We start from the raw sequence: 25,156 nt of genomic DNA, 5'->3' as shown, positions 1-25,156 counted from the left end.
TGCTGTCGCTGGCTGGTCGTCTGGATCATGAATTACAACATCAGCCAGCGTGGCCGGGTGGGATCGACGTTCAGCAACTCCAGCAGCCGGTGCTGCAGAAGGTCGGGAATCAGGACCTGGGGTGAACTGGTGGCGGTGGCGGAGATGAGCCGGATGCGTACCAGGGCGGTGAAGATCAGTCGTCCGGTGGGCCGGTCGGGGCTCTGCTCGGCTATCTGGTATGGCGCGATACCAAGGCCGCCCTGCTGATGTTCATTCGGACCAAGGACGTGACGGCGACCGTCCAGTCCGCCACGGACGCCATCGAAGCGCACCCCAACTACAAACGGCGCGGTGCCCACGACAACGACGGCCGCATCGACGTTGTGATGCATGCCAACGGCGATCCCGACCGCGAGATCAAGCTCGCGTTCCTGCCGTTTCCCCGCCACGAGACGCCACCGGCCGCTTCGCCAAAGCCAAGCGCTGACCGGCCCGCGGAACGACCCGTCCCACGGCGGCGATCGATCAATCACGCGGAACGGTCAGAAGCCGACACGGGGGTTGAGCAGCACGCGAACGAAAAGTCGCCGGTAACGGGCCGGGCAGAAGTGGCTTGGCGTGACATTCCGTTCCCAACTCATCTGGACGAGAACGATGCCAGTAAGCCTTTGAGTGGCCCATCGCTTGCCGAGCTGGAGGTGCGTACTCCCGCTGCGCTCGGGCCCGGCCGCGTCTGGCAGGCGGGCCCGATCTTGGACGCGGTGGTCCCGGCGGCGGCGAGGCCGACCCGGGTGGGCTATGCACGGTGCAGTACGGCCAGCAGGAGCTGGACAGTCAGCTCGACGAGCTGACGGAGGCGGGCTGCGAACCGGTCTTCGCCGAGAAGATCAGCACCCGCATCAGGGTGCGGCCGGAGTTCGCCAAGGCGATGGACTACGCCCGCACGATCAAGCAGGCTGTCCCGCACCAAAGGGTGATCTTCACGGTGCATGAGATCCCACGGACGGTGGCCAAGTTGGACGCCAGTCTGGGCTCGACCGGCCTTGACCTGCACCCCTGTTTTCCCTGCTCAACACGGCAAGATCAGTAGCCTATTCCACGCTGACAGCGCGGGTTCGATGCCCGTCCCCCGCTCCACACGGAAGTCTGGTCCCCAACGGTCCGCGAATACAGGTTCTGATCCTGGCCGACCTGATCAAACCCGCGCCCTGAGAAAATCGCTGGGAGATGAGCCCTTTGATCCGTCCAAGAACCATCAAGGATCTGCGTGCCTGCATCGATGCTCTCGCCACCGTGCATGCTTCCGATCGCTACCCAGTGGACTGGCCCGCCGATCCCAGGCGATGGCTGACACCTTCCAACCTTGTTGAAGCATGGGTGGTGGTTGAAGGATCTGACGTCGTCGGACACGTGGGGCTCTCACAACTGGACGCGGCAACGCTTGAGCCGCCCCTCGCCCGAGCCATCGGTACGTCGGCCGGTCCGGTCGGATCGATCACCCGGCTCTTCGTCACTCCTCAGGGGCGAGGCTACGGGCATGCCACTCGCCTCCTTGACGTGGTCAGCAGGAAGGCCGCCGATCTAGAAATACCTCTCGTGCTCGACGTATCCGACGACGGCCACGCGGCCATCGCCCTGTACGAACGTGCCGGATGGCGACGTGTGGCAAGCGCCCGCGCCGAGTGGCTGAACGCAGCAGGCGAACACGCTTTGCTGCACTACTACGTGAGTCCCGAGAAAACGCGAAAGCCGGCCCAGAGCGAGTAGACGCCTTCAAATCGACGACAGACGGACCCGCAAGCGACCGGATGACCGCCAAGTGCTGCAGGGCCTCGTGTTCGTCCTGCACACCGGCATCGCCTGGGAACACTTGCCGCAGGAACCGGGCTACGGCTCAACCGCAACGAGGCCACCCAGCTCGTCCCCCTGCTGGAGGTCATCCCACCGGTACGCGGCAGGGGCGGCCCGCCCCGTCGTCGTCCTCGGCGGTGGTTACGACCACGACAAGTACCGCAGGTTCGTCCGGGCGCCGGGCGTGCGCCCGCAGATCGCCCCGTCTCGCGGGCATTCCCCGGTCGCGAGCCTCCGAACGCGGCGGCGTACCGCACCATGGCTCTCGCGGCGCTTCGTCACGTAATCGGAAGCTACCCGGTCTTAGACGGCGAACCGGTGGCAACAGGCCGCCGACAGTTCCTGGGAAGGGCGCGATGACTCTCAAACGCTTAGCCCGCGTCGCCGCTGCCGCGATGACCGTGGCCGTCGTCGGCACGGCTCTCACCACGCAACCCGCCGCAGCCGCCACCACCGTCAACTACAAGCACAGCCAGGCTCAGTTCGACAACAATCCAGGCAACGGAGCCGAGGCCTGGGTCTGGGTCTGGACCAGTGCCAGCAAAGCCGAGCTGCGCTGGGAGTACTACGACAGCAGCGGCGGCACGCTCGTCACCGGGCCGGGTTCCGGGTCGACGGCGAGCCTGTCCAAGGACGTCTGGAGAATCTCTCTCTGCGAATACTGGACTGAGTGGGACTACAGCTGCTCGAACTGGAAGAGCTGATCCGGCCGGGCCGCTCCGCCCAAAGCCGCTGAGCGCTCTTTCGAAAAGAACACCTTCACCGCAGCGGCAGTGACGAAACAGCAAGAAAAGCAGGTCCGCTGACGTTTCCAGCGGACCTGCCTCGCGTTTTGGGTGGACCCGGGATCAGGGATCGGGGCCGACAGCCAACCTCGTCCGCGTCACCTCTCATGAGAACGACCGCCGGGCGGCCGCCGTCCGTGCCTCTATTCACGCCGTTCCGCGGAGACCGCCTCGCGCCGCCTCGCCGACGTCGCCTGTGCGAGCAGTCCGTCGACTAAGGCCTCAAGCCCCTGAGGGTAGGTGTCCTGCGCGGCCAGCCTCGGCCATTGATCGCCGAGGGCGACAAGGCGTGGCATGCGGGACTTGTCGACGCCTCTGAAGAAGGGGTTGGGGTCGATGGGCCGCTCGTCGTCCGAGGGCCGGCGAGCGGAGTGGGCACGGACGAGGATCTCGCCGACCGTGTAGTACCAGATGCTGCGGAAGACGTGGACGGCCTGTTCAGGTGTGCATCCGTGGTCGATGGCGCCGGCCACGATGGTCTCGACCATCCACAACGATCCGCCGAGACGGCCGATGAACCCGTCGGACGTGAGGACCTCCGCGGCCCACGGCCAGGCCGCGAGGGCATCGTGGATCAGGATCGAGGTCGCGATGATGCGGTCCCGCGGCTCGCTGGGCAGGTCGGGGTACGGGATCTGGTCCGCGTATTCGCTGATCAGCAGGAGCAGCAGGTCCTCTTTGTCGCGTACGTGGTGATACAAGGTCATCGTCCCGATGCCGAGCTCGGAGGCGAGCCGGCGGATGGTCAGCTTCTCCCAGCCGTTCTGATCGATGAGCCGGCGGGCCGCGGCCAGGATCTGCGCGCGGGAGGTCACCGGTGGACGGCCGGTACGGCTGTGCTGTGCATTGCTTTGGGACACCCTCCCATCATGCGGTCCCGCCACTCCCTTCTGCCAACCCGGGCGACTTCGACTGTCGACACGGAGCCGATCTCGGTGCTATTTTCAGTACGTGTACGAAAAACTGGCCACGAGAACAGCCCAAGGGACTGAACCACGGTGACAAACGCACAATCAGCAAGCGGACGATCGGTCATCGAACCGGCCGCACGGACAGGGCTCATCCTGGCCGCGGTGGCTGTCGTGCAGTTCATGGTGTCGGTGGACCTGTCGGTCGTAAACCTCGGACTCCCGCAGATCGCCGTCGGCCTCGGCTTCACCGGAGCGGGCCTGACCTGGGTGATCCACGCCTACGCCCTCACCTTCGGCGGCCTTCTCCTCCTGGGCGGCAAGATCGCCGACCGATACGGTCACAAGCGCATCCTGCTGCTCGGGCTCATCCTGTTCGGTCTCGCCTCCCTCGCCGGAGGCTTCTCCCAGGAAGCCAGTCACCTGGTGGCCGCCCGCGCACTGCAGGGCATCGGAGCCGCCGCACTGTCTCCGGCCGCACTGGCACTGCTGGCCGTGACCTTCCCCTCCGGCAAGGAGCGCGTCCGCGCATACGGCATCTGGAGTGCCATGAACGCCGCCGGCGGCGCTCTCGGCGTGCTGATCGGCGGCGTGCTCACCGAGTACGCGAGCTGGCGCTGGGTGATGTTCGTCAGCGTTCCCATGGCCGCCATCGCGCTGGCCCTGGCCTGGCGTGGTGTCGCCGACGCTCCGCCTCTGGCTCCCAGCGGGCGTCCCGACGTGCTGGGCGGCATCCTGGCCACGGCGGGAATGACGCTGCTCGTCTTCGGCGTCGTCCGCACCGACCAGTACGCGTGGACCTCGGCGACGACCCTGCTGACCCTGGCGGGCGCGGTCATATTGCTGGCCGCGTTCGTCTACGTGGAGCGGACGACCACCCGCGACCCGCTGATCCGGCTCGGCCTGCTGGCCAACCGCTCGGTCTCCGGCGCCAACGCCTACAACCTCCTCCTCGGCGGCGCGATGGCGGCGTCCTTCTACTTCGCCTCCCTCTACCTCCAGCGCATCCTCGGGTACAGCCCGACGGTGGCCGGGCTCGAACTGCTGCCCTTCGCGCTCGGTGTCGGCGTCGGCGCCGTGTTCACCATCAAACTCGGCAACCGCGTCGAGCGCCGTACGCTGCTGATCGTCGGCGGGCTGATGACCGCGATCGGGTTCGCCTGGTTCGGCTTCATCAGCGCCGACGGCTCCTACCTCACCGACATCCTGGGCCCGTCGATCGTCACCAGCCTCGGATTCGGTCTCTGCCTCGGGCCGGTCGTCTCCGCCGCCACCGTCGGGGTCGCGCCTCACGAAACGGGCGCCGCTTCCGGCCTGCTCGCCAGTTCACGCCAGATCGGCGCCTCACTCGGACTGGCCGCTCTCGGCACCGCCGCCGCCGAGCGCACCGCAGGCAGACTCACGCCTGTGGGGCTCACCGACGGATACGCGCTCGGCATGACACTCGGGGCCGCGCTCCTCATCGGCGCCGTCGTCATCGCCTTCATCGTCCTGCCGAGAGGCGCAACGGAACCCGTGGAGCAGGGCACCCGCGACCTGGTCACCGAAGCGGACTGACAAACCGCGACAGAGAACGGGCCGTCCGACGGCACGCATCCGCGACTCGGCGACACCCGTCCGGGAAGTGCCCGTCCCACCGGGGCGGGCACAAGCCCGGACGGCCGGAGCCCGGGACCGACATGTCCCGGGCTCCTTGGCTTCGGATACGACGTCGGACATTGTTTCCGCACGCCGCCTGCCTGTAGGGCTCGAGCGCCGGCCGGGGCAGCGCGTGTGGCACGCCTGCCGCCCTCATGGCCGGCGGCGTGCGCGGGGAATCGAGCGATGCTCAGCCGCTTATGCGGCAATCCCATCCGCCGACGCGGATCACGGCGCCGCTACCACAATATGAATCCGCCACCGCGTGGCCGGTCCGCGGATCTACAACAGCCGGAAATTGCACGAATGCCAATGATATACCACTCAAGCCTTATCTCTGTGATATTCGTCACGCCTTAAGCAGCGGGAAATCAAGTCCGCGGTATGCGACCAGTAAACACGACGCCTGTGTCCGTCATCCAGATACGCCATTCGCGGCGCCGTGTAGACAATATATAGACGAACTCCCGGCAAACTTTGTTAGTATGGGTTTCAACGGCAAGAGAGCACTGGCACGTTGATTTTCCGCGACACTCGATCGTCGTGGCCGCAATCGCATGTTCCACCGGTCGTCTCGGAAACACTCCCGCCCCGCTCATCGGTGAACAGAAGCATCGTGGAGGATAGAGATGCCCGCAGGAGAAGCGCGCGCCAAAGCCATCGGCCGGCCGCCGCGCTTGACTCTGGAGGGAATCATCGCCGCGGCGGATCGCATTCTGCAGGCCGAAGGTTCGGCGAAACTGTCGATGCGGCGCCTGGCGAACGAACTGGGCAGCGCGCCGATGGCGCTGTATTACCACGTGCGAGACAAGGATGAGTTGCTGCTGCGCGTGCTGGAGACGAGCGCGCAGCGCATGCCCCGTCCGGAGCTTCCGGACGACCCACGTGAGCGGCTCCTCGCAGCGGCGATCACGCTCTACGATCTGCTCGCCGAGCGCCCGTGGGTCGTCGAAGTGCTGACGGGCGACGACCTCTTCGCCCCCTCCGGCCTCTGGTTCGTCGAGGTGATGATCGGCGCCGCCGTCGACTACGGGCACAGCCACGAAGAGGCCGTCTACGTCTACCGCACGATTTGGTATTACATCGTCGGGGATCTGACCATTCGGGTGACCAGCCGACGTCGTCGTACCACGACCGGCGCTCCGGTCTATCGCGACAAGGTCATCTCCGATCTGACGAATGGCACATACCCCCAGATCGCGGTGGTCGCCGACCATTGGGCCGAACTCACCGCGCGCGATACGCATCGGCAGGGACTGACGGCGATCGTCGAGGGATTGCTGCCCGCCGTCCGGCGCGGCGACGCCGAGTAGCGGCCGCGCCGGCGAGGAGGATCAGGGCGTCGACGGCCAGGGAATCGCCAATCGACGGGACGCCGCGCGTGCCTGCGCCGTGAGAAGTTCGACGATCGAGTCGCGGTGCTCCTCCAGATAGAAATGACCGCCCTCGAAAATGCGGAACTCACACGAGTCGTCGGTGACCTCGCGCCATCCCTCTGCTTCCGCCGTAGTGATTTCAGGATCCCGATCGCCGTACATCACGGTGATCGGAGTTCGCAGGCGCGCACCGGGCAGCGGCCGATAGGTTTCGCTCAACCGGTAGTCGCTCCTGATGACGGGCAGGAACGCCTGTATGAGTGAGGCGTTGTCGAGGATATCGGGGTGCGTCGCCTCGGTGCGGCGCAATTCCTCGATCAACTCCTCGTCGCTGCCGAGATGCACCCTGCCCGGCCGGGTCAACGCCGGAGCGGGATGCCCGGAAACGACCAGTCCCAACGGCGGTTCACCCATCGCCGAAAGAAGGCGGGCGGCCTCGTAGGCGACGATGGCCCCCATGCTGTGGCCGAAAAGCAGGGTCGGAAGCGGCGGCCCGTCGAGCGGCAGATCGGCCGCCAGCACGGCGGCAAGGCCGTGCATATCCGCCGGCACCGGCTCCGAATAACGATCCTCCCGGCCCGGATACTGCACGGCGATGAATTCGGCGTCCCAGGGCGCCGCCGCGGCCCACGACCGGTAATAGCTCGCGTTGCCGCCGCAGTGCGGGAACAGCAGCACCCGGGCTCGGGCATACGGCCGCGGCGCGAGCCGGCGAAACGCGCCGGCTCGCCGGTTTCGCGGCAGAGGATCGCAGGTCCGCGACAAAGGATCGATCGACATCCTCGGCTCATTCACTCGTTACGGGGGCCATGGAAATGGTCCAGAAATCGGCGTAACGGCCACCGCGGCGCAGCAACTCGTCGTGGCTGCCTTCCTCCACGATCCGGCCGCCGTCCAGGAAGACGACGCGATCGGCGCTTCGGACGGTCCGCATCCGATGGGTGACCATCACCACCGTCCGGCCCGCCATCAGGCGCTCGATGCCCTCGTGGACGGCCGCCTCGTTCAGCGGGTCCAGCGCGGAGGTGACCTCGTCCAGCAGCACGATGGGGGCGTCCTTCAGCAGCGCTCGCGCGATGGCGACGCGCTGACGCTCACCACCCGACAGCAGGGCGCCGCCCTCGCCGACGTTCGCCGCCCATCCGCCGGGCAGCCGCTCGATCACCTCGTCCAGCCGCGCCGCGGTCGCCGCCGCCCGCACCTCGGCTTCGCCGGCGTCGGGACGGCCGAGACGCACGTTCTCCTCGATCGTGCCGTCGAAGAGATACACGTCCTGGAAGACGATGGCGATCCGCTGCATCAGCACCCGCGTGCTGATCTCGCGCACGTCCACGCCCCCTATGCGCACCGCGCCCGCGTCGACGTCGAAGAAGCGGGCGAGCACCTGCAGCAGCGTGCTCTTGCCCGCGCCGGAGGGCCCGACGACGGCGAGCCGCTGTCCTTCCGGCACCGTCAACGACAGGTCGTCGAGCACGGTGCGGTCGCCGTGCCGGAAGGTGATCGAGTCGAATTCCAGGTCATGGCGTTGCGGCTGGACCGGTTCGCCGGGCTCCGGCAGCGGTTCTGTGCGCAGCACCGTGTCGAGTCTTGCCAGTTGGGCTCGGGCGGCGCGGAGTTTGCCCCCCATCTCCGACAGTGACAGCAGCGGATCGGCGCAACGGGCCGCCAGCACCAGAATCGTGAGGATCTCCGCCGCGCCGACAGTGCCGCCGAGCACGAGATAGGCGCCCAGCACCAGCAGAGCGGTGAAGGCCGCCTGCACGGTGAGCGTCATCCCCACGATGCCGGGCAGCGCCGACAGCACCGTACGGCGCGTCGCGCGCTGGACCTCCCGCAGCGAGTCGTCGAGCGACGTGAAGCGCTCGCCGGTCCGCCCGCCGACCCGCAGCACCGGCTGGGCCTGGAGGTACTCGATGACCCGCCCGCTGGCTTCCTTGTCGCGTTCGTGGCGCCCGGCGTCGGTGGCGGCGATCGACCGTGCCGTCCAGGCCTGGATGACCGCCACGATGGGTGCGGCGGCCAACGCGGCCAGCCCCAGCTGCCAGTTGAAGGCGATCATCACGGCGACGATCGTCAAGGGGGTCACCATGGCGGAGACGAACGGTCCCAGCAGATGTGCCGCGACACTCATCGCCTGCAGAAGGCCGCGGCTGGCCATGACGGACACCTCGCCGACCCGGTCGCCGCCGTACCAGCCGATGGGCAGCCTGGCCAGATGCTCGCCGAGCCGGTAGTACATGCCGCGCAACAGCGTGGTCCCGACGCGGAAACCGGACAGCTCGCTCATGTAGCGCAGCACGGCGCAGACCGCGACCGCGGCCCCGAACCCGATCAGCCACGGCACGGCGTCCTCGGGCGTGCTGCCGAACAGTGCCCGCAGCACGGGAACGAGCAGGGCGTAGGACAACCCCTCGGCGATCGCGGTCACCGTCATCAGGGCCACGGTGCGGCGCATCGCCCGCGCGTACTCGGGTCCCAGCACGCGCAGCAGCATTCGAATCATTGGGACTGCTCTCCTTGCAGTGCTCCGGCGCGGGTCTCGATCTCGTCGGCGGCCGCCGATTCATGGGATCGCCAGAACGCGGCGAACCTGCCGCCTCGTGCCAGCAGCTCGGCCGGGCCGCCGCGTTCGACGACCTCCCCGTCCTCCAGCACCACGACGGTGTCGGCGTCGGCGATCGTCTCCAGGCGATGGGCGATGACCAGGATCGTCCGATCGCCGCCCAGCGTCGCCAGAGCGCGGCGCACCGCCCGTTCCGTCTGCGGGTCGGCGAAGGCGGTCGCCTCGTCCAGCACCAGGACGGGCGCGTCGGCGAGCAGCGCGCGGGCGAGCGCGATCCGCTGCGCCTCGCCACCCGACAGTTCGGCCTCGTCACCGATCACCGTGTCGTAGCCGCGCGGCAGCTCGAGGATCCGGTCGTGGATGTTCGCCAGCCGGGCGGCGCGCACCACGTCGTCGGCGCCGGCGTGGGGCACCGCCAGCGCGATGTTGTCCGTGACCGACGCGCGCAGCAGGCGGACGTCCTGGAAGACGAAGGAGACCCTCCGGTAGAGCTCCCGGCTGTCGATCTCGCGCAGATCGACGCCGCCCAGGAGGACCGAGCCGTGCGTCGGGTCGAAGAACCGCGGCAGCAGCTGGACCAGCGTGGACTTCCCGCTTCCCGACGGCCCGACGACCGCGGTGACCGTCCCCGGTTCGAGCGTCAGGGTGATCCCGCGCAGCACCTCGTGGTCGTCCTCGTAGGCGAATCGGACGTCACGCAGCTCCACCCGATGCCCCTGCGGTGCGACCGGCCTGGCGGGCTCCGGCAGCGGCCGCACCTCGAGCACTTCCTTGATCCGGCCGACCGCGCGGGCGGCGCCCCGCATGTCGTCGAAGCCGTGACCCAGGGCCGCCACCGGAGCGGTCAGGCCGAGTCCGAGCAGCAGGAAGGGCAGCAGGTCGGCCGGGGCCATGCCGCCGGAGGTGATCAGAGCCGTGCCGCCGATCAGCACGACCAGCAGCACGAACGGCGGCGACAGCACCAGCTTCATCCCCGCGGCGATCGGAGAGAGATTGGTCACCCAGCGGAGGAAGGTGGCGACGAATTCGTCCACGGCCGTGAGGAACCTGCGGTGGGCGCGCTCGCCTCCGCCGAACGCCTTGACCACCGCGATCCCCTGCACGAACTCGACGACCGAGTTCGCGATGCCCCCCGTGGCGGCGTCGAACTCCTTCTCCTCGCGTATCCGCGCCGGGGTCATCATCAGGGGGACGTGCGCCACCGCCAGCACCACCGGGATCAGCGTGATCAGGGTGAGCCGCCAGTCGACGGTGAACAGGTAGACCAGCGACACCAGCGGCACCACGAACGCGGCGACCAGCTCGCCGGGGGTGTGCGCGATGAACGGGTGGACGGCGCTGACGTCCTCCTGCACCACCTTCGCCAGCTCGCCGGTGCGACGCCGGGAGAACCAGCCGATCGGCACGCGCCCCAGCACGAGGGCCAGTTGCCGTCGGAACGCCAGCTGCACCTTGCTGTCGACGATATGCCCGATTCCGGACGACGCGCTCGTGAACAGCAGCCGGACGAACAGTCCGATCGCACCCGCGATCACGACGAACCAGACGTGGTCGTGGTCGATAGGGCCGGGCGACAACAGGGCACGACCCAGCTCGACGACCGCCAGCAGCGGCGCCAGACCCGCGACCGCACCGATGACCTGAAAGACGACAACAGCGGCGAAACTCCATCGATGCGGACGCAGTAGCGGTTTCACGCCCTGTCCGGCCGCGGCATCGGCAGCCGATGATGACGTCGCTCGCTCCCCCTCTGCAGGGTCGATCGCGTTCATCGCCTTCCTCCGTTTCCGTACGCGTACGACTCACCGTACCGCGAACCGTCCGGTCAGCCAACGATCCGGGCGGCGCAGCCGCGGGAACGACCGCCCGAAGGCCGGTCCCCCGCGTGCGCCGCCCGTCACGGGTCCTCCGGCATCCGGGTCAGGCGAGGCCGATCAGAGCACCCCCTCCTCCTCCACGATTTCCGCTGCCAGGGGCGTCTCGGAAATGGACACGACGGTTTCCGGCAGATGCGTGCGAATAGCGTCGAGCACGACGCCGGCGGCCAGCACGTTCGCGGCCTCGTGACAGACACCGGGCGCGATACGACCACGAGCGACCTCACGCGCGGCGACGGCGCCGACGACGCCGGTGAGCGCGTTGCCGTCGTTGCTCTTTATCAACGCGGTTCGCCGGACCGGGACCCGCTCCTCGGTGAGACCCTCGGCCGTGCCGGACAACACGTGGTAAGGAGCACGTCCGGACACATCGAGCGCGCTGGCCTGCACCAGGGCCGTCGCGGCGTCCTCCGGCGATTGCCGGTTGCCCGAGGCCCGGTAATGGTTGAGCACGCGAAGGGCGTGCTCACCGTCGAAAGCGTTGTACCAGCTGGCTTCCTTCAGTCCGAGGCGCGTCGCCTGCTGAACGAGTTCGGCGCTCAAGTAGGGATAAGCGGTCACCGGCCGGAGAATTCCGGGGACCGGAGAGTCCTGCTCGACGCTGAGCGCACCGGGAATCACCCTGCCGTCGCGCCATTTGGCGAGCGCCGTGCCATATCCGCGATCCATGCTGAGCAGATAATCCATGGCGCCGGTGTGCGTGAATCTGTCGAGACTGCCGTAGTAACCCACGAAGCATGCCTCGTCGAGTCCCGCGGTGAGCATCTGCGGCAGCAGCCCGGACAGGCCCGGCAACACGCCGGCGGACAGCACCATGACGCGGTCTTCCGGCGGCGCGAACGTTCCCAGGGAACCGTCCATGACGTCGACGTAGTGCGCCCCCGCCCCGACCACCGCCTTTCTGGGCAGCGTGCCCAGTTCGTACGCGGGTCCGGCGCAGTTCAGCACCACGTCGCAGTCCGCGCTGAACCGGGCGATGCTCTCCGCGTCGGTGGCGTCCACCGCCGCGGCCGTCGCGTCGGCGAATCCGGCCGCCGCCGCCGCGCCGCGGTCGGCCGACCGGCCGCCGATTCTGAGCCGGAATCCGTCGGCGGCGAGACATCGGGCGGCGACGGACCCCACCGCGCCGTACCCGCCGATGATTCCGATCACCTGTGCCGCGCCCATCGGCTCAGTCACCCGCCAGCAGGACGTCCGCCGTCACACCGACGTTGGACGGTCCCATACAGGTGAAGTGGTCGCCCGGCACGTCCACGATCCGCAGTCCTCCGACGCACACCTGCTGCCAGTACTCGGTCATGTCGGCCTGCATGCCGGGGAAGATCTGCGCGTCGCCGGTCTGGCGGACGAACGTCGCCGGCTTCTCGTACTGCGTCGGCATGTGCGTCGCCACCGTGATCAGGCTGTGCTTGATGATCCGCAGGAACCGCGACATCCAGTCCACCGAGCCCAGCTCGTCGTCGCTCGCCGGCATCCTCTCGCCGATGGCGCGCAGCCGGTCCTCCTGCGACCGCTCCGCCAGCTTCTGGAAGTAGCGCTGCGCCTGCGCGCCGGCCTCGCTCAGCCCGGACGCTGGTTCCTCGACGAGACCGCCCTGCGGGAGCACCTTGTCGTGCCGGGTCAGGACCGCCTGGATGAGGTCCCGGATGCCGAGCTCGTCGGGCGGATAACCGAGATCCACCGGATCGACCTGCACCAGCCGGGCGCACAGATACTCGGCCATCAGGTCGTCCTCGACGAGGTACGGCACTCGATAGCTGCTGATCGCGGTCAGACCGGTCACCTCGACACCGGCCTTCGTGAGCCGGTTGGCGAGCTCGGGCGCCAGCAGTCCTCCCATGCAGTAGCCGACCAGGTGCACCCGCTCGACTCCCGCCGCGAGCAGTGCCTCCGTATGACGGTTCGCCAGCTCGTCCACCTGAGTGCGGGGGTCTCCGGACAGGAACAGCCCCGGGTCGTCGATGACGAGTCCCAGCATCGGCACGCGATCGGACAGTTCCCGGATCAGCGCGCGATAGGGAATCAGCGTGCCCGTCCCGTCGTGGATCAGGACCCTGGTCGGCTCGCCGGTGTCCACGGTGTTGATCCGTACGACCGAGGTCGCCGAACGGGCTTCGGCGCCGTCCGCCCCGAGCTGGGCGGCCAGCGCGGCGATGGTGGGCCGGTTCATCACCAGCCGCAGCACATCGTCCCAGTCCATCTCCGCGGCCTGCGGGAGGTTCTCGCGCAGCCGGGTGACCAGCCGCGCCACCAGGAGGGAGTCCCCACCGAGGTCGAAGAAGCTCGCTTCGCGGGCGATGAACTCGACCGGAAGCACCTCCGACCACAGTGCCGCGATGGCCTGTTCGAGGCCCGGGCGCGGCGCCTCACCGGTGGCCTCGTTCCGGCCGCCCCCGTGTCCCGACCCCGCCCACGCGTCGAGTTTGGCCCTGTCCACCTTCCCGTTGCCGGTCAGCGGGATACGGTCCACGATCTGGAACTCGGCCGGGATCATGTAGGACGGCAGCCGTTCGGCCAGATGGCCGATGAGCTGCTCCTGGCGCACGTCGGCGCGCTCGGACTTGAATCGCACGGCGAACGTCTGCGGGCCGATCCCGGAAATCGCGGCGTCCGCTTCCGGGAGGCAGAACGCCACCTCTCCACCGGCTTCACCCAGCAGATGCAGCCACCGGTCCCGCGCCAGGAAGACGCGCTCGTCTTCTCTCCGCTCGTCCTCGAATCCGGTCAGCCCGGACTTGTACTCCATCGAGGTCATGATGCTGTAGACCTCGCGCGTGGCCTCGATGAAGACCAGCCAGCCGCCCGGCGCGAGCATCTCCCGGATCTGGTCGAGAGCCTTGCCGACGTGCTTCGCGTTGTGCATCACGTTGGACAGGAGGATGACGTCGAACGAGTTCGGCGCCATCCCCTGAGCGCGATAATCGCGATTCAGGTCGAACAATCCGTATCGCACCCAGTCGACGTCGTGGAAATGTTCCTTGGCGGCGTTGAGGAAGAAGTGCGAGAGGTCGGTGAACAGGTAGTCGACGTTCAGGTCGGCCAGGGCGGGGATCAGCACGGTGCTGGTCCCGCCGACGCCCGCGCCGATCTCCAGCAGCCGCAGCGGCCCCGGCCCGGCGTGCGCGCGGGCGATGTCCCGCACCGCCGAGATGACCACCTCGTTGTTGTAACGGCTGATCAGGTTGTCGCGGTACGTCGCTTCCGCCGGCCCGAACTTGCCCTCGGGGAACAGCAGCGAAAGCGCGTTGACGTCGTCGCGGAGCAACGGCACCAGGTTGTCCTCGGACACGCGCAGGTAGCGGATGAACTCGCTTCCCCACTTCGTGAGCTCGGCCAGCTCGTCGATGCGGCGCAGCTTCTCCCGATGAGCCGCCGGATCGACCGGGAGTTCGCCCTTGTACGTGCCGGCGAGCGCGTCCCGGACGATCTTCCCTTCGTCGGCGAGCGCGTTCAGCCAGCGCTGCACGAGGTGGTGGTTCTCCGGGGCCACCGAGATGGCTTCGTTGATCTCCTCGGTGGTGTGCACCGCTTCCGGCGTCACGAAGAATCCGGCCTCGGTGAGCATCTCGGCCATGGCGTCGAGCGCGACGCTGTCCAGCAGGTCGATCAGTTCGACGATGTGCTCGTCCTCGATGCCGCGCACGAGCTCGGCGCCTGCGTCGATCGCCCTGCGCCGCAGGCCGTCCGGCAGCGCGCGGGGTTCGGTCCTGGTGGGCTCGGCAAAGGCGACCAGACGGCGCGCGGGGCCCTCACCGTGGACGGCCACCGCGGCGAGATCGACGTCCGGGCACGTCTGCAGTGCGGCCTCGATCTCCGCGAGCTCGATGCGGTGGCCGTTGAGCTTCACCTGCCGGTCGGCGCGGCCGAGGAACTCGATCACCCCGTCAGGGTGACGGCGACCGAGGTCACCGGTCCGGTAGAGCGGCGCGCCGGTCACCGGGTGCCGCACGAACCGCTCGCTCGTCCGCTCCGGGTCGCCCAGATATCCCTGAGCCAGCCCCACGCCGCCGATGTACAGCTCGCCGGTCACGTGCGCCGGGCATTCCCGCATCAGCGAGTCGAGCACGTGGAAGGTCTGGTTGGCCAGCGGCTTTCCGTACGGGATGCTGGGCGCGTTAAGGTCGACGACCTCGATGGGGTGATAGATCGACCAGATCGAGACCTCGGTCGCCCCGCCGAGGCTTATCACCTCGAGGCCGGGGATCCTGGCCCGGACGGCGTCCGGCAGCGTGACGGGGATCCAGTCGCCGGAGAGCATCGCCAGCCTCAGGCGGGAGACGTCGACGGCGGTGTCGTGCCGGAGGTATTCCTCCAGCATCTGCATCTGCGCCGGCACCGAGTTCCAGACCGTGACGCCGTTGGCGGCCAGCTGCGCCGCCCAGTGCGACGGGTCGCTTCGCAGCGCGTCGTCGGGCAGCACGAGCGCGCCGCCGACGGACAGCGGGCCGAAGATGTCGTAGACGGACAGGTCGAACCCCAGCTGAGCCAAGCCGAACACACGGTCGTCCTCGGTCACCGAGAACCGCGCGTTGATGTCGTCGATCGTGTTCCGCGCCGCGGCGTGGCCGATCATGACACCCTTGGGAGTGCCGGTGGAGCCCGAGGTGTAGATGACGTACGCGAGGTCGTCCGGCGCCGGCCGGTGCGCCGCCGGCCCCGGCCGCGGCGCCAGCGAATCGACCTCGACCGGCCGGACGGCGGCGGGCAGATCGAGCGAGTCGCGCAGCTCGGCCAGCGTGAGCACGTGGCCGATCCCGGCGTCCGTGATGATCGAGTTGCGCCGCAGCGCGGGTTGCGTCGTGTCGATCGGCACGTACACACCGCCGGCCAGCAGCGTGCCGAGCACCGAGACCACCTGCGCCGATCCCTTCGGCACGACGATGCCGACGCGGTCACCCGGCGCGCATCCCCCCTCGGCGAGGGCCGCGGCGACCGCCCCCGCCCTGGCCATGAGCTCGGCGTAGGTCAGTGTCTCCGAAGAAGTGATCACGGCGGCCCGGTCCGGGGTCCGTTCCGCCTGCGCGACCACGCCCGCGTGCAGGGGCTCGAGCGATCGCGGCGCGGCCGTGTCGTTCACCGCCGCGACGACGTCCCGTTGCGCGGCCGGCAGCTCCACGGGGTCCGCCGCGGACCACACCGCGGGATCGTCGACCAGCCGGTTCACCAGATCGGCGAACGCGGCGAACATGTCCTCGGTCATGCCTTCGGGAAGCACACCCTCGCGCACGTCCCAGTTGGCCAGCAGGCCGTCGGCGTCGCTCGAGATCTGGCAGTCGATCCAGACCTGGGGCGTCTGGGTGATGCTGTAGACGATCTCCGCGTCGGCCAGCAGCGCGTTCGCGGTTTCCGCGTTCGTGCCGCCGATCGTGCTGGTGAACGTGACCGGCATCAACGCCTCGGCCCGGCTCCGTCGCCTGGCCAGCTCACGCATCACCTCCACTCCCGAGCAGAGCCGGTGGTCCAGGTCGTCCCACAACCGCATCTGCCCGCGGTTGACCCGCTCCGCGAAGCTCTCGCCCTCGGTGAGGTCCACGGCGAACAGGCTGGTCGAGCTGAAGTCACCGATGATCGGGGCGACGTCCGCGTGCAGGGGAAGCCGGTTTTCCTGGGTGAGAGCCAGGGTGAAGCGCGGACTGTGACTCCATCGTCCGATCGTCTCAGCGAAGGCCTGCAGCAACGCGCTCGACGCGCTGACACCCGCCGCGCCGGCGCGCTCGTTGAGCACAGTCCACTGCGCGGCGGACAAGCGCAGCTCGTGCCGGTGGAACTTCGGCGGCGCGTCGCGCGCGTCGTCGCGCAACGGCAGGACCGGGGCCGGCGGCAGCGCGTCGATACGATCGAACCAATAATCACGGTCGCGCTTGTAACGCGTGCCCTCCACGACCCCGCGCGCGCCGAGGACATAGTCGCGGAACGTGATCTCCGGCGCGGGGGGCAGCGACTTTCCGGCACACAGGGTGCCGAACTCGCCGAGCAGCATCTGCATGCTGCGGTAGTCGCAGAGAAGCAGGTCGAAGGCGATGTGCAGGATCAGCCGCTCGTCCGTCTCCGTCGTCCGCAGGTCGAACAGGGGCCACTGGTCGGTGCGCCGCACCTGGTGCGACATGGCCTCTCTGGTCGCCTCCAGCATGCCCGGGTCTTCGCGCCTGACCTGATAGTGCGGCACTTCCGGCAGGACACGCTGATACCCGTCCGCGGAGATCACCGCGCGAAGCATGTCGTGCCGGCCGACCAGCTGATTCCACGCCTGCTCGATGTTGTCCGCGTACGACAACGGAAGCGCGAGCTCCATATAGCCGTGGCAGGCGACTCCGCCGTAGTCGAACGCGTTGCTCCGGCCGACCAGGTACGCCGACTGCACATCGGTGAGCGGGAACGGCTCGAACCGGGCAGCGGGATCGGGGACGATTCCGGGGCCGTACTCCTGCTTGCGCAACAGGTCGAGCACGGCGCCCTTGTTCGTACGCAGCCAGGTCAGCCGTTCCGGCGTCAAGACTCCCTTGGGCGCGCGATAACGAAGCTGCCCGTCCTGTTCGTAGAGCACGCAGCCCTCGGCGGCGAGGCCGGCAAGCATCTCGGCTATGTCCACGACTTCTCCCTTTTGCTTGATTAAGAGGCGGATCGAGTAGCCAGGTGGAGCGAAATGCAGCTAGCCGTTCACAACGCGCCTTCTTCGAATCCCTCGCCGCCGTCCAAGCCGCCGCTCGCGGCACCGAGCCCGTCGAGCAGCAGGCCCAGCCCGGCGACGGTCGGCGTCCGCATGACCTCGCGCATGGGCAGCTCGACGCCCAGCGCCCCGCGCACCTCGGCGACGAAGCGCGTCGCGAGCAGGCTGTCACCGCCGAGCCGGAAGAAGTTCTCGTCCCGGCCCACCGAGTCCAGCCCGAGCAGCTTCATCCACCGTTCGGCGACGAACACCTCGCTCGCGCCCCGCGGCGGGTCGCCCACGTCACGCGGCCGGTCGACGGACTGCTCGAGAAGGCTCTGTATCCGCCGCCTGTCGACCTTGCCGTTGGCGCTGAGCGGCAGCGCGGGCAGCACGGCGACGTGGGCGGGAACCATGTGCTCGGGCAGCCGGTCCGCCGCCCACCCGCGCAGCTCGGCCACGTCGACGCCGGTCGTCTCCGGCCGGTCCGCCGACAGCAGGATCTCGCCGGTGGCCTCGGTGCGCAGCACCCGCACGTCGCGCAGCCCGGCCTCGGCGCAGGCGCGCGTCCAGCGCTCCGGGCCGTACAACCAGGCGGAGCCCGGCCCGCTCTGGTCGAACCTCCCCGCTCGCGCCTCCAGCGGCAGCGCGCTCACCAGCGCGAGGGGCGCAGGGTACGCGCGTTCGAGCAGGTAGAGGCGGCCACCCGGCGCGAGCAGCAATGCCATGGTGGCCACGGCCACCTCCGGATCGGTCATCCGGCTCAGGACGTTGTTCGCCACGACGGCGTCGAACGCGTGGACGTGCTGCCCGGCGATGGCGGCGGCGCCCTGCACCGCGATGTGTGTGCGATGCCCACGCTCGCGCAGCAGTGTCTCGGCTTTGGCCAGTGCCGGTATCGACGAGCCGAGCAGGGTGTAGTCGATCGCGTCGCCGGGGAGTTCCGCGAGCAACCGCGCGCTGCCGCGGCCGCTGATCACATCCCATTCGGCGACGGCCGGCGGCGCGGCGTCGCCGGTGCGCGTCCGCAGGTCCCCGGCCACGGCCCTGAGGCAGTCGGCCGTCGTCGGCATCAGATCGCCGAGAGCCTCCGGAGCCAGCACCGGATCGTCCAGCAGCGCGGTGGCGTCCGCCTCGCCGGACATGACGGCCCTGAGGAGTGGCCCGGCCCACTCCAGTGCGGTCGCGACGGTCTCGAAGGGCGTCCCGCGGGTGGACTCGCGAACCTGCGTGATCCACGCCGGGTTCGTGACCTCGTCCCATCGGGGGCCGCGCCGACAGCTCGCGCCGGGTGTCAGCACGGAGCGTCGTACGAGGTATTCGAGCCAGATGTCCACCACCGGACGCTGTTCGGCGCAGACGGGCGGGTGTCCGCCGGGCCCGGTCAGCGGCGCGAGGACGTCGGCCAGCAGGATCTCCACCAGCCGGTGCTCGATCAGGTGCGGATCTGACGCGTCCTCGGTCTCGGTCGCGGGCGGCAGGAACCGATCCCAGGGGCGCCCTCCCCCGGCGCCGGGATCCGCGTCATCCCGCACCCGGTCCGGCGCCGCCGAGCGCTCGACGACGGCGGCGACCACCTCCCGGCGGCCTTCGGTGACCGCGACGGCCACGGCCTGGGCGACCGCTGGATGCGCCTGAAGGCAGGCCTCGATCTCCCCCAGCTCCACCCGGAAACCGTTGATCTTCACCTGGTGATCGAGGCGCCCGAGGAACTCCAGATTGCCGTCGGGCCAGTAACGGCCGAGATCGCCGGTGCGGTACCAACGCTCGCCGTCGTACTCGGGGAAGCGCGCCGCGGTCAGCTCGGGATCGCCCCGATAGCCGAGAGCGACACCGGCGCCGCCGATCCAGAGCTCGCCGGGCACCCAGTCCGGGCAGTCCCTGCCGCGGCCGTCCACCACCCGGAACTTCTGGTTCCGCAGCGGTTTCCCGTACGGGATCGATCGCCAGCCCGCGGGGACCTCGGTGACCTCGAAGGAGTTCGACCAGATCGCGGCCTCGGTGGCGCCGCCGAGTGAGATGAACCGGCACCGGCCGCTCGTCGCGCGAGCCAGTCGTCCGGGCAGGTCGAGCCCGATCCAGTCGCCGGACAGCAGGGCAAGGCGGAGCGTGCCGGGAAGCGGAGCGCCGTCGGCCGCGGTGAGCAGCATGTCGAGCAGGGCCGGGACGGTGTTCCAGACGGTCACCGAATGCCGCCGGCACAGTGTCAGCCACTCGCCGGCGTCGCGCCGGCCGGACTCCGGCACGAGGACGGCTGCGCCGCCCACCGCGAGGAATCCGAAGATGTCCCACACCGACAGGTCGAAGTCCAGCGCGGACACCGCCAGCACGCGATCTCCGGCCCCGATGCCGAACCGCTCGTTGATGTCCTCGACGGTGTTGACCGCGGCGCGGTGGCTGAGCTCGACCCCCTTCGGCAGGCCGGTGGAGCCCGATGTGAAGATCACGTACGCGGGATCGCCGGGGTCGGCGGGCACCGGGGCGCTCAGTGGCCGCGAGAGCATCGCCGCGTCGATCGAAAGCACGTCGACATCGGCGTCGGCCGATCTCAGGAGGCCGGCGCCGTCGAGGATGAATTCGGCGCCGCTGAGCTCGAGGATGCGGGCACGGCGCTCGGCCGGCTGGTCCACGCCGATCGGCACGTACGCGGCGCCCGCGGCGAGGACTCCGAGCACGGCGGCGATCTGCTGCGGGCCCTTCGGGGCGACCACGGCGACGTACGAGCCGCGGCCCGCACCGCGCCGCGCCAACGCCCCGGCGATGCCCAGGGCGTGCCGCGCCAGCTCGTCGTGGGTCATCACCTCGCCGTCGCCCCACAGCAGGGCGGGCTGCCCGGCCCGGTCGCCGGCGCGCTCGAAGAACGCCGAGTGCAGAAGGTGGCCGGTCAGCGCGCGGGTCTCCGAATTGACCTCCGCGCGCCGCTCCCGCTGCGCGGCGGGCAGCGGTATGTCCGGCGACGCGGCCTCCCACTCGCCGGCCAGCAGGCCGCGGACCAGCGCCTCGTAGGCCGACATCATCGCGTCGAGCATGCCGTCGGGGAAGAGCTCGTCGACGGCGTCCCAGACGAGCCGCACACCGCCGTCGCGAGTGCGGTAGATCTGGTGGTCGAGCCAGATCTGCGGGGTCTGCGAAATCATCCATGTCGCGTCGCCGAAGCGGGCCGCGAACTCGTCCGGGATCAGCGGCGCCGACAGATCGAGGGAGAACACGACCGGCGCCGTGCGGGGCGCGTCCAGGTCGGTGCGGGCGAGGTCGCGCAGCACGTCCACGCCGGTGTAGGCGGCATGCCCGATGTCCTCGTGCATCTGCCGCTGCACGGTGCGGGCGCGGTCCGTGAAACTGTCCCCGGACAGCTTCACCTCGAGCAGCAGCAGCCCCGTGAAGTCACCGACGAGCCGCCCGATCTCGGGGTGTGCGTCGAGGTCGCGGTCGAACAGCGGCAGGTTGAGCAGGAAGTGCTCGTCCCCGCTCCACCGGCTCAGGACCTGGGCGTACGCCGTCGCAAGCACCGCCGCGGGCGTGAGCCCCGCCTCGCCCGCCCGCCGTTCCATGAGGAGCCACTCGTCCGCCGTCAGCCCGAAGGCTCGGCGGACGAATCGTGGTACGGCGACCGCTTCGGGCTCGGTCGCCAGGGGCAGCCTCGGCCCCCCGGGCAGCGACGGCAACCGATCGTGCCAGTACGCCCGTGCCCGCTCGGCCTCCGTACGGCGTACCTCGGCCTGATCCGCCAGATACCGGCCGAAGGTGTAGGTGATCGCGTCGAGACCGTCGGGGTCGTCGTACAGGACGGCCAGTTCGGTGAGCAGCAGTCGGAAGCTCGCCAGGTCCGCGGCCAGGAGGTCGACGTTGAAGTGGAGCCGATCCACCCCGCCGGGGAGCCGGGTCAGCTGGACGTCGATGACCTCTCCCTGATCGACGCGCAGGACGCGGTGCGACAGCCGGTCGCGAAGCTCCAGCGCCGCCGCCGACGCGTCGTCGCCCGTGCGGTCGCGGAAATCGTGGACGGTCAGACCCCGCCACGGGGATTGCGGCAGCACGTGATGGATCGCGTCGTCGCCGAACCGCACCCGCAGCATGGGGTGGCGCTCGATCAGAGCGCGAACCGCCCGCTCGAGACGGTGCGGTTCCACCTCCGCCCCGTCGAATTCCAGGTAGTTGTGACAGCCGACGCCGCCGAGCGCCTGGTGGTCGGCACGGCCGAACAGATACGCCTGCTGCACCGGCGTGAGCGGAAAGGTCAGATCGGATCCGTCGCCGTGCTCCACCTCGGAGGCGCGGGGCTGCGGCATCGGTGCGGCGCCGGGGGTGAGCAGTTCGAACCATGCCGACAGCCGCGGATCGTCGGCCAGCTGCGCGAACGTGACCTCGGCGCCCGAACGGTTGAGCCGGTTCGCCAGGCGCATCAGCTCGAGCGACTGCAAGCCGAGTTCGAAGACGTTGCTGTCGTCGTCCTCCGGGGTCAGCTCGATGCCCAGCAGGTCGGAGACCGCGCGGCGCAGAGCGTCCCGGTCCGTGCCGGCATCGGTGGCGACGTGGGCCGCCGCGCCGCGGTCGATATTCTCCGTCAACATATCCAAGCTCCCTTGCGCGCGATCCACTTCGCAGCGGCATTAATTTGAAACCATGGCCGGCGTGCAGGGAATTCGCCTTATATTTCCGGCCGACCGGGATGCGAGGTTGGTTTCCAAGAAACTGGACATCAGCGCCACGCGGTGCCGATCCCGACTCTAACAGCCGGGTCCCGCACCGACAATACAAGATTGGCCCGGCCAAAGAGTATGTGAATAATGCAGACGGCCACCTGAGGAACGCACATCCCGATATCGCCGGACCGGGGCGCCGAGGCCGCCGGCCGCTATCGCGAGCGGCCGGTCAACCGAACCAGGGAATCGCCCAGCAGCGTTTCCGGGTCGCCCAGGTCGTAAGGCAGATCGAAATGGTTGCGAATCGGCACGACGAAATCCGTCACCTGGCCGCCGAGAGCACGGACGGCGGTCACGAACTCCGTCTGCTGCCTGCCGAACTCGTCGGTCTCGTTTTCCCCGCGCGCGACGACCAGTGGCGGCAGGGCGGCCCGTAAATTGTGGAGGGGGCTGCACGCACGGGCGGTGCCGGCGTCCAGCCCCAGCGCTTCGTTCACATATGTTTCGCGGACCGGTTCGAGGTCGTAGACACCGCTCACCAGTATCGCGCCGGCGACCGCCTCGGACGGCCGCGCGCCGCACCGCTCCCAGCCGGATTCGTCCAGCAGCGACATGGCGACGAGATGCGCGCCCGCGGAATGGCCGCTCACGACGATCGGCCCGGGAGCGCCGGGCAGCCGATCGGCGCTCCGGCATATCCACCGGATCCCGTCCGCGACCATGGCGATGATCTCCGGCAGTTCGTACGCCGGCGCCAGACCATAGCCGAGCACCGCGACGGAGATTCCCCGCGCGACCAGGTCGGGCGCCATGAAAGCCGACTCGTGCCGGCTCATCTCCTGCCAGTATCCGCCGTGGACGAACACCAGCATCGGGGCGCCCGCCCGGCCCGCCGGATAGAAGTCGGCCAGTTGCTCGGGCCGGGGGCCGTAGCGCACCCCGAGTCGCGCGTCCGGAAGTCGCCTCGCCGCCGCGCTACGCGCCGCGTAATCCCTCAGATAGACGTCGATGTCCGCGACGCACGAACTCGGCGAATACTGGATGTCCAGGGATCGTCGGTCGTAGGAGAGATACATCGCGACATCGCTTTCCGCGTGACCTGTTCGAAGTCTTCGTTGTATGCCGGGAGCCCGGGACATGGGAAAGCCGGACTCCCGGCACGCGCGGCGTGATCCCGGGTCGGGACCCCTAGGCGTTGGCGCGCATGTGGGCGAAGTACTCGTTCTGCGTGGGAAGCTCCTGAACGAGCTTTTCCGCCTTCACGCGAATGCGCTGGAACTCGGCCAGCGCCGCCCTTTCATCGGCCATGTCGAGCGCCGGGGAATAGCGGGGCGTTATCGCGCCGGTGCCCAGCAGAACACAGTTGTACGAGTACGGGGGAAGCCCGTGGTAGTGCGGGAAGATCGTCTCCGAGTCGGGCACCTTGTGCTTCCAGATCTCGATGCGCTCGGCCAGCGCGTCGGGGATCGTGCGTGTCTTGGTGTCCTTCCAGTACTGCGTGTCCGAGCGCTTCGCGCCGACATAGTGGAGACAGAGGAACTCGCGGACGCCGTCCATGACGTTCGCCACCGAACGGTTGTACAGCTCCCGCTGCACGTCGTCCCCGCGGCCGGAGGGGAAGTATTTGACGATCTGCTCGATGGCGTGGTGGATGAAGAAGATGCCGGTCGACTCCAGCGGCTCGACGAAACCGCTCGCCAGACCGACCGCGACGCAGTTGTTCACCCACGAACGGCGGCTGCGGCCGATGCGCATCCGGATGTGGTTGGCCGGGACGTCCGCCGCCGCGGGGCCGACGAACTCGCGCAGCGTGCGCTCCGCCTCGTCGGGCGTGATGTAGTCACTGGAGTAGACGTATCCGGTGCCGATGCGGCTGATCAGCGGAATCGTCCAGATCCAGCCCGCGTTCTGAGCCGTCGCCGTGGTGCACGGCCGCAGCGGCTCACGATCCATGTCCAGCGGCACCTGCAGGGCGACCGCACTGTTGTTGGGCAGCGTGTCCTGGTAGGACACGAACGGCTCGCCGAGCGCCTTGTTCAGCAGCAGTCCGCGGAAACCCGTGCAGTCGACGAACAGGTCGCCCTCGAGGTCGCCGTGCTCGGCGGTCCGCACGTGCGAGATCCAGCCGTGCTCGTCGAGGGCGACGTCCACGACGTTGTCGAGGATGTGGCGGACGCCGCGCTGGGTGGCGTATCCCGTCAGGAACTTCGCCAGCAGGTGCGCCTCGAAGTGGTAGGCATACGGGATCTGGGCTCCCTGGTACTCCGCGATCGTCGACCGCGGCGTGGTCTCGTCATGCTCCCTCTCGACGAACCCCTGATCGAGCAACGTTCCGTCGAGGTACCGGGGGGAGCGCTGGGCGTCGATCACCGACGCCATCACGAAGCAGTCCTTGTCGAAGCGGCTCGTCGTCGGATTGCGCAGCCACCAGTCGCTGAGCGGAAACCCGTCGACCGATCCCATCTTCTCGAACGGGTGATAGAAGTAGTGGCCCGGCTCTCGCCAGTTCTCGAACCGGACGGCAAGCTTGTACGTGGCGTTGCAGGCCGGCATCCAGTCGGACTCGGCCAGCCGCAGATATTCGAAGAAATGCCGGATGTCGCTGAACGTCGCCTCACCGACCCCGATGGTGCTGATCTGAGCCGACTCCACGACCGTCACGTCGATCCGCTCGCCGAAGGCGGCCATCAGGTACGACGCCGTCATCCAGCCGGCCGTGCCACCGCCGACGATGACGACTCGCTTCGTCTTTCCTGGATCACCCGCTTTATTGCCTGCGGCGCCGTTGACAGTCATCACTGCGTTCTCCTTTGGACCAGTAATTCACTTGACGGAATTCGGGTAGCCCATGTCGGATCAGGCCGTTCGCACTGCGCGCCGTGCGCTC

At 68.8% G+C, this 25,156-nt stretch carries 16 protein-coding genes; 6 read left to right on the top strand and 10 right to left on the bottom strand.

The annotated features are described in order from the left end of the window. Window positions 1-32 precede the first annotated feature (32 nt). A complete protein-coding gene (locus ACQPZZ_RS13145; RefSeq protein ID WP_432931941.1) occupies window positions 33-431 on the bottom strand; it encodes a hypothetical protein in 399 nt (132 codons plus the stop codon). Between the two features lie 356 nt (window positions 432-787). On the opposite strand from ACQPZZ_RS13145, the gene ACQPZZ_RS13140 reads away from it, so the two are divergent. From ACQPZZ_RS13140 to ACQPZZ_RS13125, 4 genes are all read left to right on the top strand, one after another. Continuing rightward, entirely contained in the window at window positions 788-1,072 is a 285-nt protein-coding gene (locus tag ACQPZZ_RS13140; protein WP_432931939.1) for a hypothetical protein, read from the top strand. A gap of 137 nt (window positions 1,073-1,209) precedes the next feature. Further along, on the top strand, window positions 1,210-1,749 hold the full coding sequence (locus ACQPZZ_RS13135) for a GNAT family N-acetyltransferase (protein ID WP_432931937.1): 540 nt from the start codon (window positions 1,210-1,212) through the stop codon (window positions 1,747-1,749). 10 nt (window positions 1,750-1,759) lie between these two features. Then, window positions 1,760-2,119: a transposase gene (locus ACQPZZ_RS13130; protein WP_432934374.1), complete on the top strand. Its 360-nt coding sequence runs from the start codon at window positions 1,760-1,762 to the stop codon at window positions 2,117-2,119. A gap of 70 nt (window positions 2,120-2,189) precedes the next feature. Beyond that, entirely contained in the window at window positions 2,190-2,537 is a 348-nt protein-coding gene (locus tag ACQPZZ_RS13125; protein ID WP_432931935.1) for a hypothetical protein, read from the top strand. A gap of 224 nt (window positions 2,538-2,761) precedes the next feature. Here ACQPZZ_RS13125 and ACQPZZ_RS13120 read toward each other — a convergent pair whose 3' ends face one another. Then, entirely contained in the window at window positions 2,762-3,478 is a 717-nt protein-coding gene (locus ACQPZZ_RS13120) for a TetR/AcrR family transcriptional regulator (protein ID WP_363646141.1), read from the bottom strand. Window positions 3,479-3,691: 213 nt separating this feature from the next. Here ACQPZZ_RS13120 and ACQPZZ_RS13115 point away from each other — a divergent pair, with 213 nt between their 5' ends. Beyond that, window positions 3,692-5,083 carry an MFS transporter gene (locus ACQPZZ_RS13115; protein WP_432931932.1) on the top strand — a complete coding sequence of 464 codons (1,392 nt, stop codon included), beginning with the start codon at window positions 3,692-3,694 and terminating at the stop codon, window positions 5,081-5,083. A gap of 710 nt (window positions 5,084-5,793) precedes the next feature. After that, a complete protein-coding gene (locus ACQPZZ_RS13110; protein WP_432931930.1) occupies window positions 5,794-6,477 on the top strand; it encodes a TetR/AcrR family transcriptional regulator in 684 nt (227 codons plus the stop codon). Window positions 6,478-6,498: 21 nt separating this feature from the next. On the opposite strand, the gene ACQPZZ_RS13105 is transcribed toward ACQPZZ_RS13110, so the two are convergent. From ACQPZZ_RS13105 to ACQPZZ_RS13070, 8 genes are all read right to left on the bottom strand, one after another. Continuing rightward, complete coding sequence (locus tag ACQPZZ_RS13105; protein WP_432931928.1) at window positions 6,499-7,320, bottom strand: thioesterase II family protein; 822 nt, start codon at window positions 7,318-7,320, stop codon at window positions 6,499-6,501. Window positions 7,321-7,327: 7 nt separating this feature from the next. After that, window positions 7,328-9,043 carry an ABC transporter ATP-binding protein gene (locus ACQPZZ_RS13100; protein ID WP_432931926.1) on the bottom strand — a complete coding sequence of 572 codons (1,716 nt, stop codon included), beginning with the start codon at window positions 9,041-9,043 and terminating at the stop codon, window positions 7,328-7,330. Further along, window positions 9,040-10,800 carry an ABC transporter ATP-binding protein gene (locus ACQPZZ_RS13095; RefSeq protein WP_432931924.1) on the bottom strand — a complete coding sequence of 587 codons (1,761 nt, stop codon included), beginning with the start codon at window positions 10,798-10,800 and terminating at the stop codon, window positions 9,040-9,042. Before ACQPZZ_RS13095 ends, ACQPZZ_RS13100 begins: the two co-directional genes overlap by 4 nt. A gap of 237 nt (window positions 10,801-11,037) precedes the next feature. Then, the gene (locus ACQPZZ_RS13090) at window positions 11,038-12,147 is read right to left on the bottom strand and encodes a saccharopine dehydrogenase NADP-binding domain-containing protein (RefSeq protein WP_432934372.1); all 1,110 of its coding nucleotides are present in this window, start codon (window positions 12,145-12,147) and stop codon (window positions 11,038-11,040) included. Between the two features lie 4 nt (window positions 12,148-12,151). Next, a complete protein-coding gene (locus ACQPZZ_RS13085) occupies window positions 12,152-17,569 on the bottom strand; it encodes an amino acid adenylation domain-containing protein (protein ID WP_432931922.1) in 5,418 nt (1,805 codons plus the stop codon). Window positions 17,570-17,637: 68 nt separating this feature from the next. Further along, a complete protein-coding gene (locus tag ACQPZZ_RS13080) occupies window positions 17,638-22,197 on the bottom strand; it encodes an amino acid adenylation domain-containing protein (RefSeq protein WP_432931920.1) in 4,560 nt (1,519 codons plus the stop codon). Window positions 22,198-22,481: 284 nt separating this feature from the next. Beyond that, window positions 22,482-23,345, bottom strand: a complete 864-nt coding sequence (locus ACQPZZ_RS13075) for an alpha/beta hydrolase (protein ID WP_432931918.1) — start codon at window positions 23,343-23,345, stop codon at window positions 22,482-22,484. Window positions 23,346-23,457: 112 nt separating this feature from the next. Then, complete coding sequence (locus ACQPZZ_RS13070; RefSeq protein WP_432934370.1) at window positions 23,458-25,065, bottom strand: tryptophan halogenase family protein; 1,608 nt, start codon at window positions 25,063-25,065, stop codon at window positions 23,458-23,460. Window positions 25,066-25,156: the final 91 nt, after the last annotated feature.

This window comes from Microbispora sp. CA-135349, from assembly GCF_050947365.1.
Lineage (GTDB): Bacteria > Actinomycetota > Actinomycetes > Streptosporangiales > Streptosporangiaceae > Microbispora.
This window is presented reverse-complemented; position numbering and strand designations above follow the sequence as displayed.

Coding starts and splice junctions, on each gene's coding strand:
- ACQPZZ_RS13135 (WP_432931937.1), top strand. CDS start 1,210: ATGAGCCCTTTGATCCGTCCAAGAACCATCAAGGATCTGCGTGCCTGC.
- ACQPZZ_RS13125 (WP_432931935.1), top strand. CDS start 2,190: ATGACTCTCAAACGCTTAGCCCGCGTCGCCGCTGCCGCGATGACCGTG.
- ACQPZZ_RS13110 (WP_432931930.1), top strand. CDS start 5,794: ATGCCCGCAGGAGAAGCGCGCGCCAAAGCCATCGGCCGGCCGCCGCGC.
- ACQPZZ_RS13105 (WP_432931928.1), bottom strand. CDS start 7,320: ATGTCGATCGATCCTTTGTCGCGGACCTGCGATCCTCTGCCGCGAAAC.
- ACQPZZ_RS13100 (WP_432931926.1), bottom strand. CDS start 9,043: ATGATTCGAATGCTGCTGCGCGTGCTGGGACCCGAGTACGCGCGGGCG.
- ACQPZZ_RS13090 (WP_432934372.1), bottom strand. CDS start 12,147: ATGGGCGCGGCACAGGTGATCGGAATCATCGGCGGGTACGGCGCGGTG.
- ACQPZZ_RS13080 (WP_432931920.1), bottom strand. CDS start 22,197: ATGTTGACGGAGAATATCGACCGCGGCGCGGCGGCCCACGTCGCCACC.
- ACQPZZ_RS13075 (WP_432931918.1), bottom strand. CDS start 23,345: ATGTATCTCTCCTACGACCGACGATCCCTGGACATCCAGTATTCGCCG.
- ACQPZZ_RS13070 (WP_432934370.1), bottom strand. CDS start 25,065: ATGACTGTCAACGGCGCCGCAGGCAATAAAGCGGGTGATCCAGGAAAG.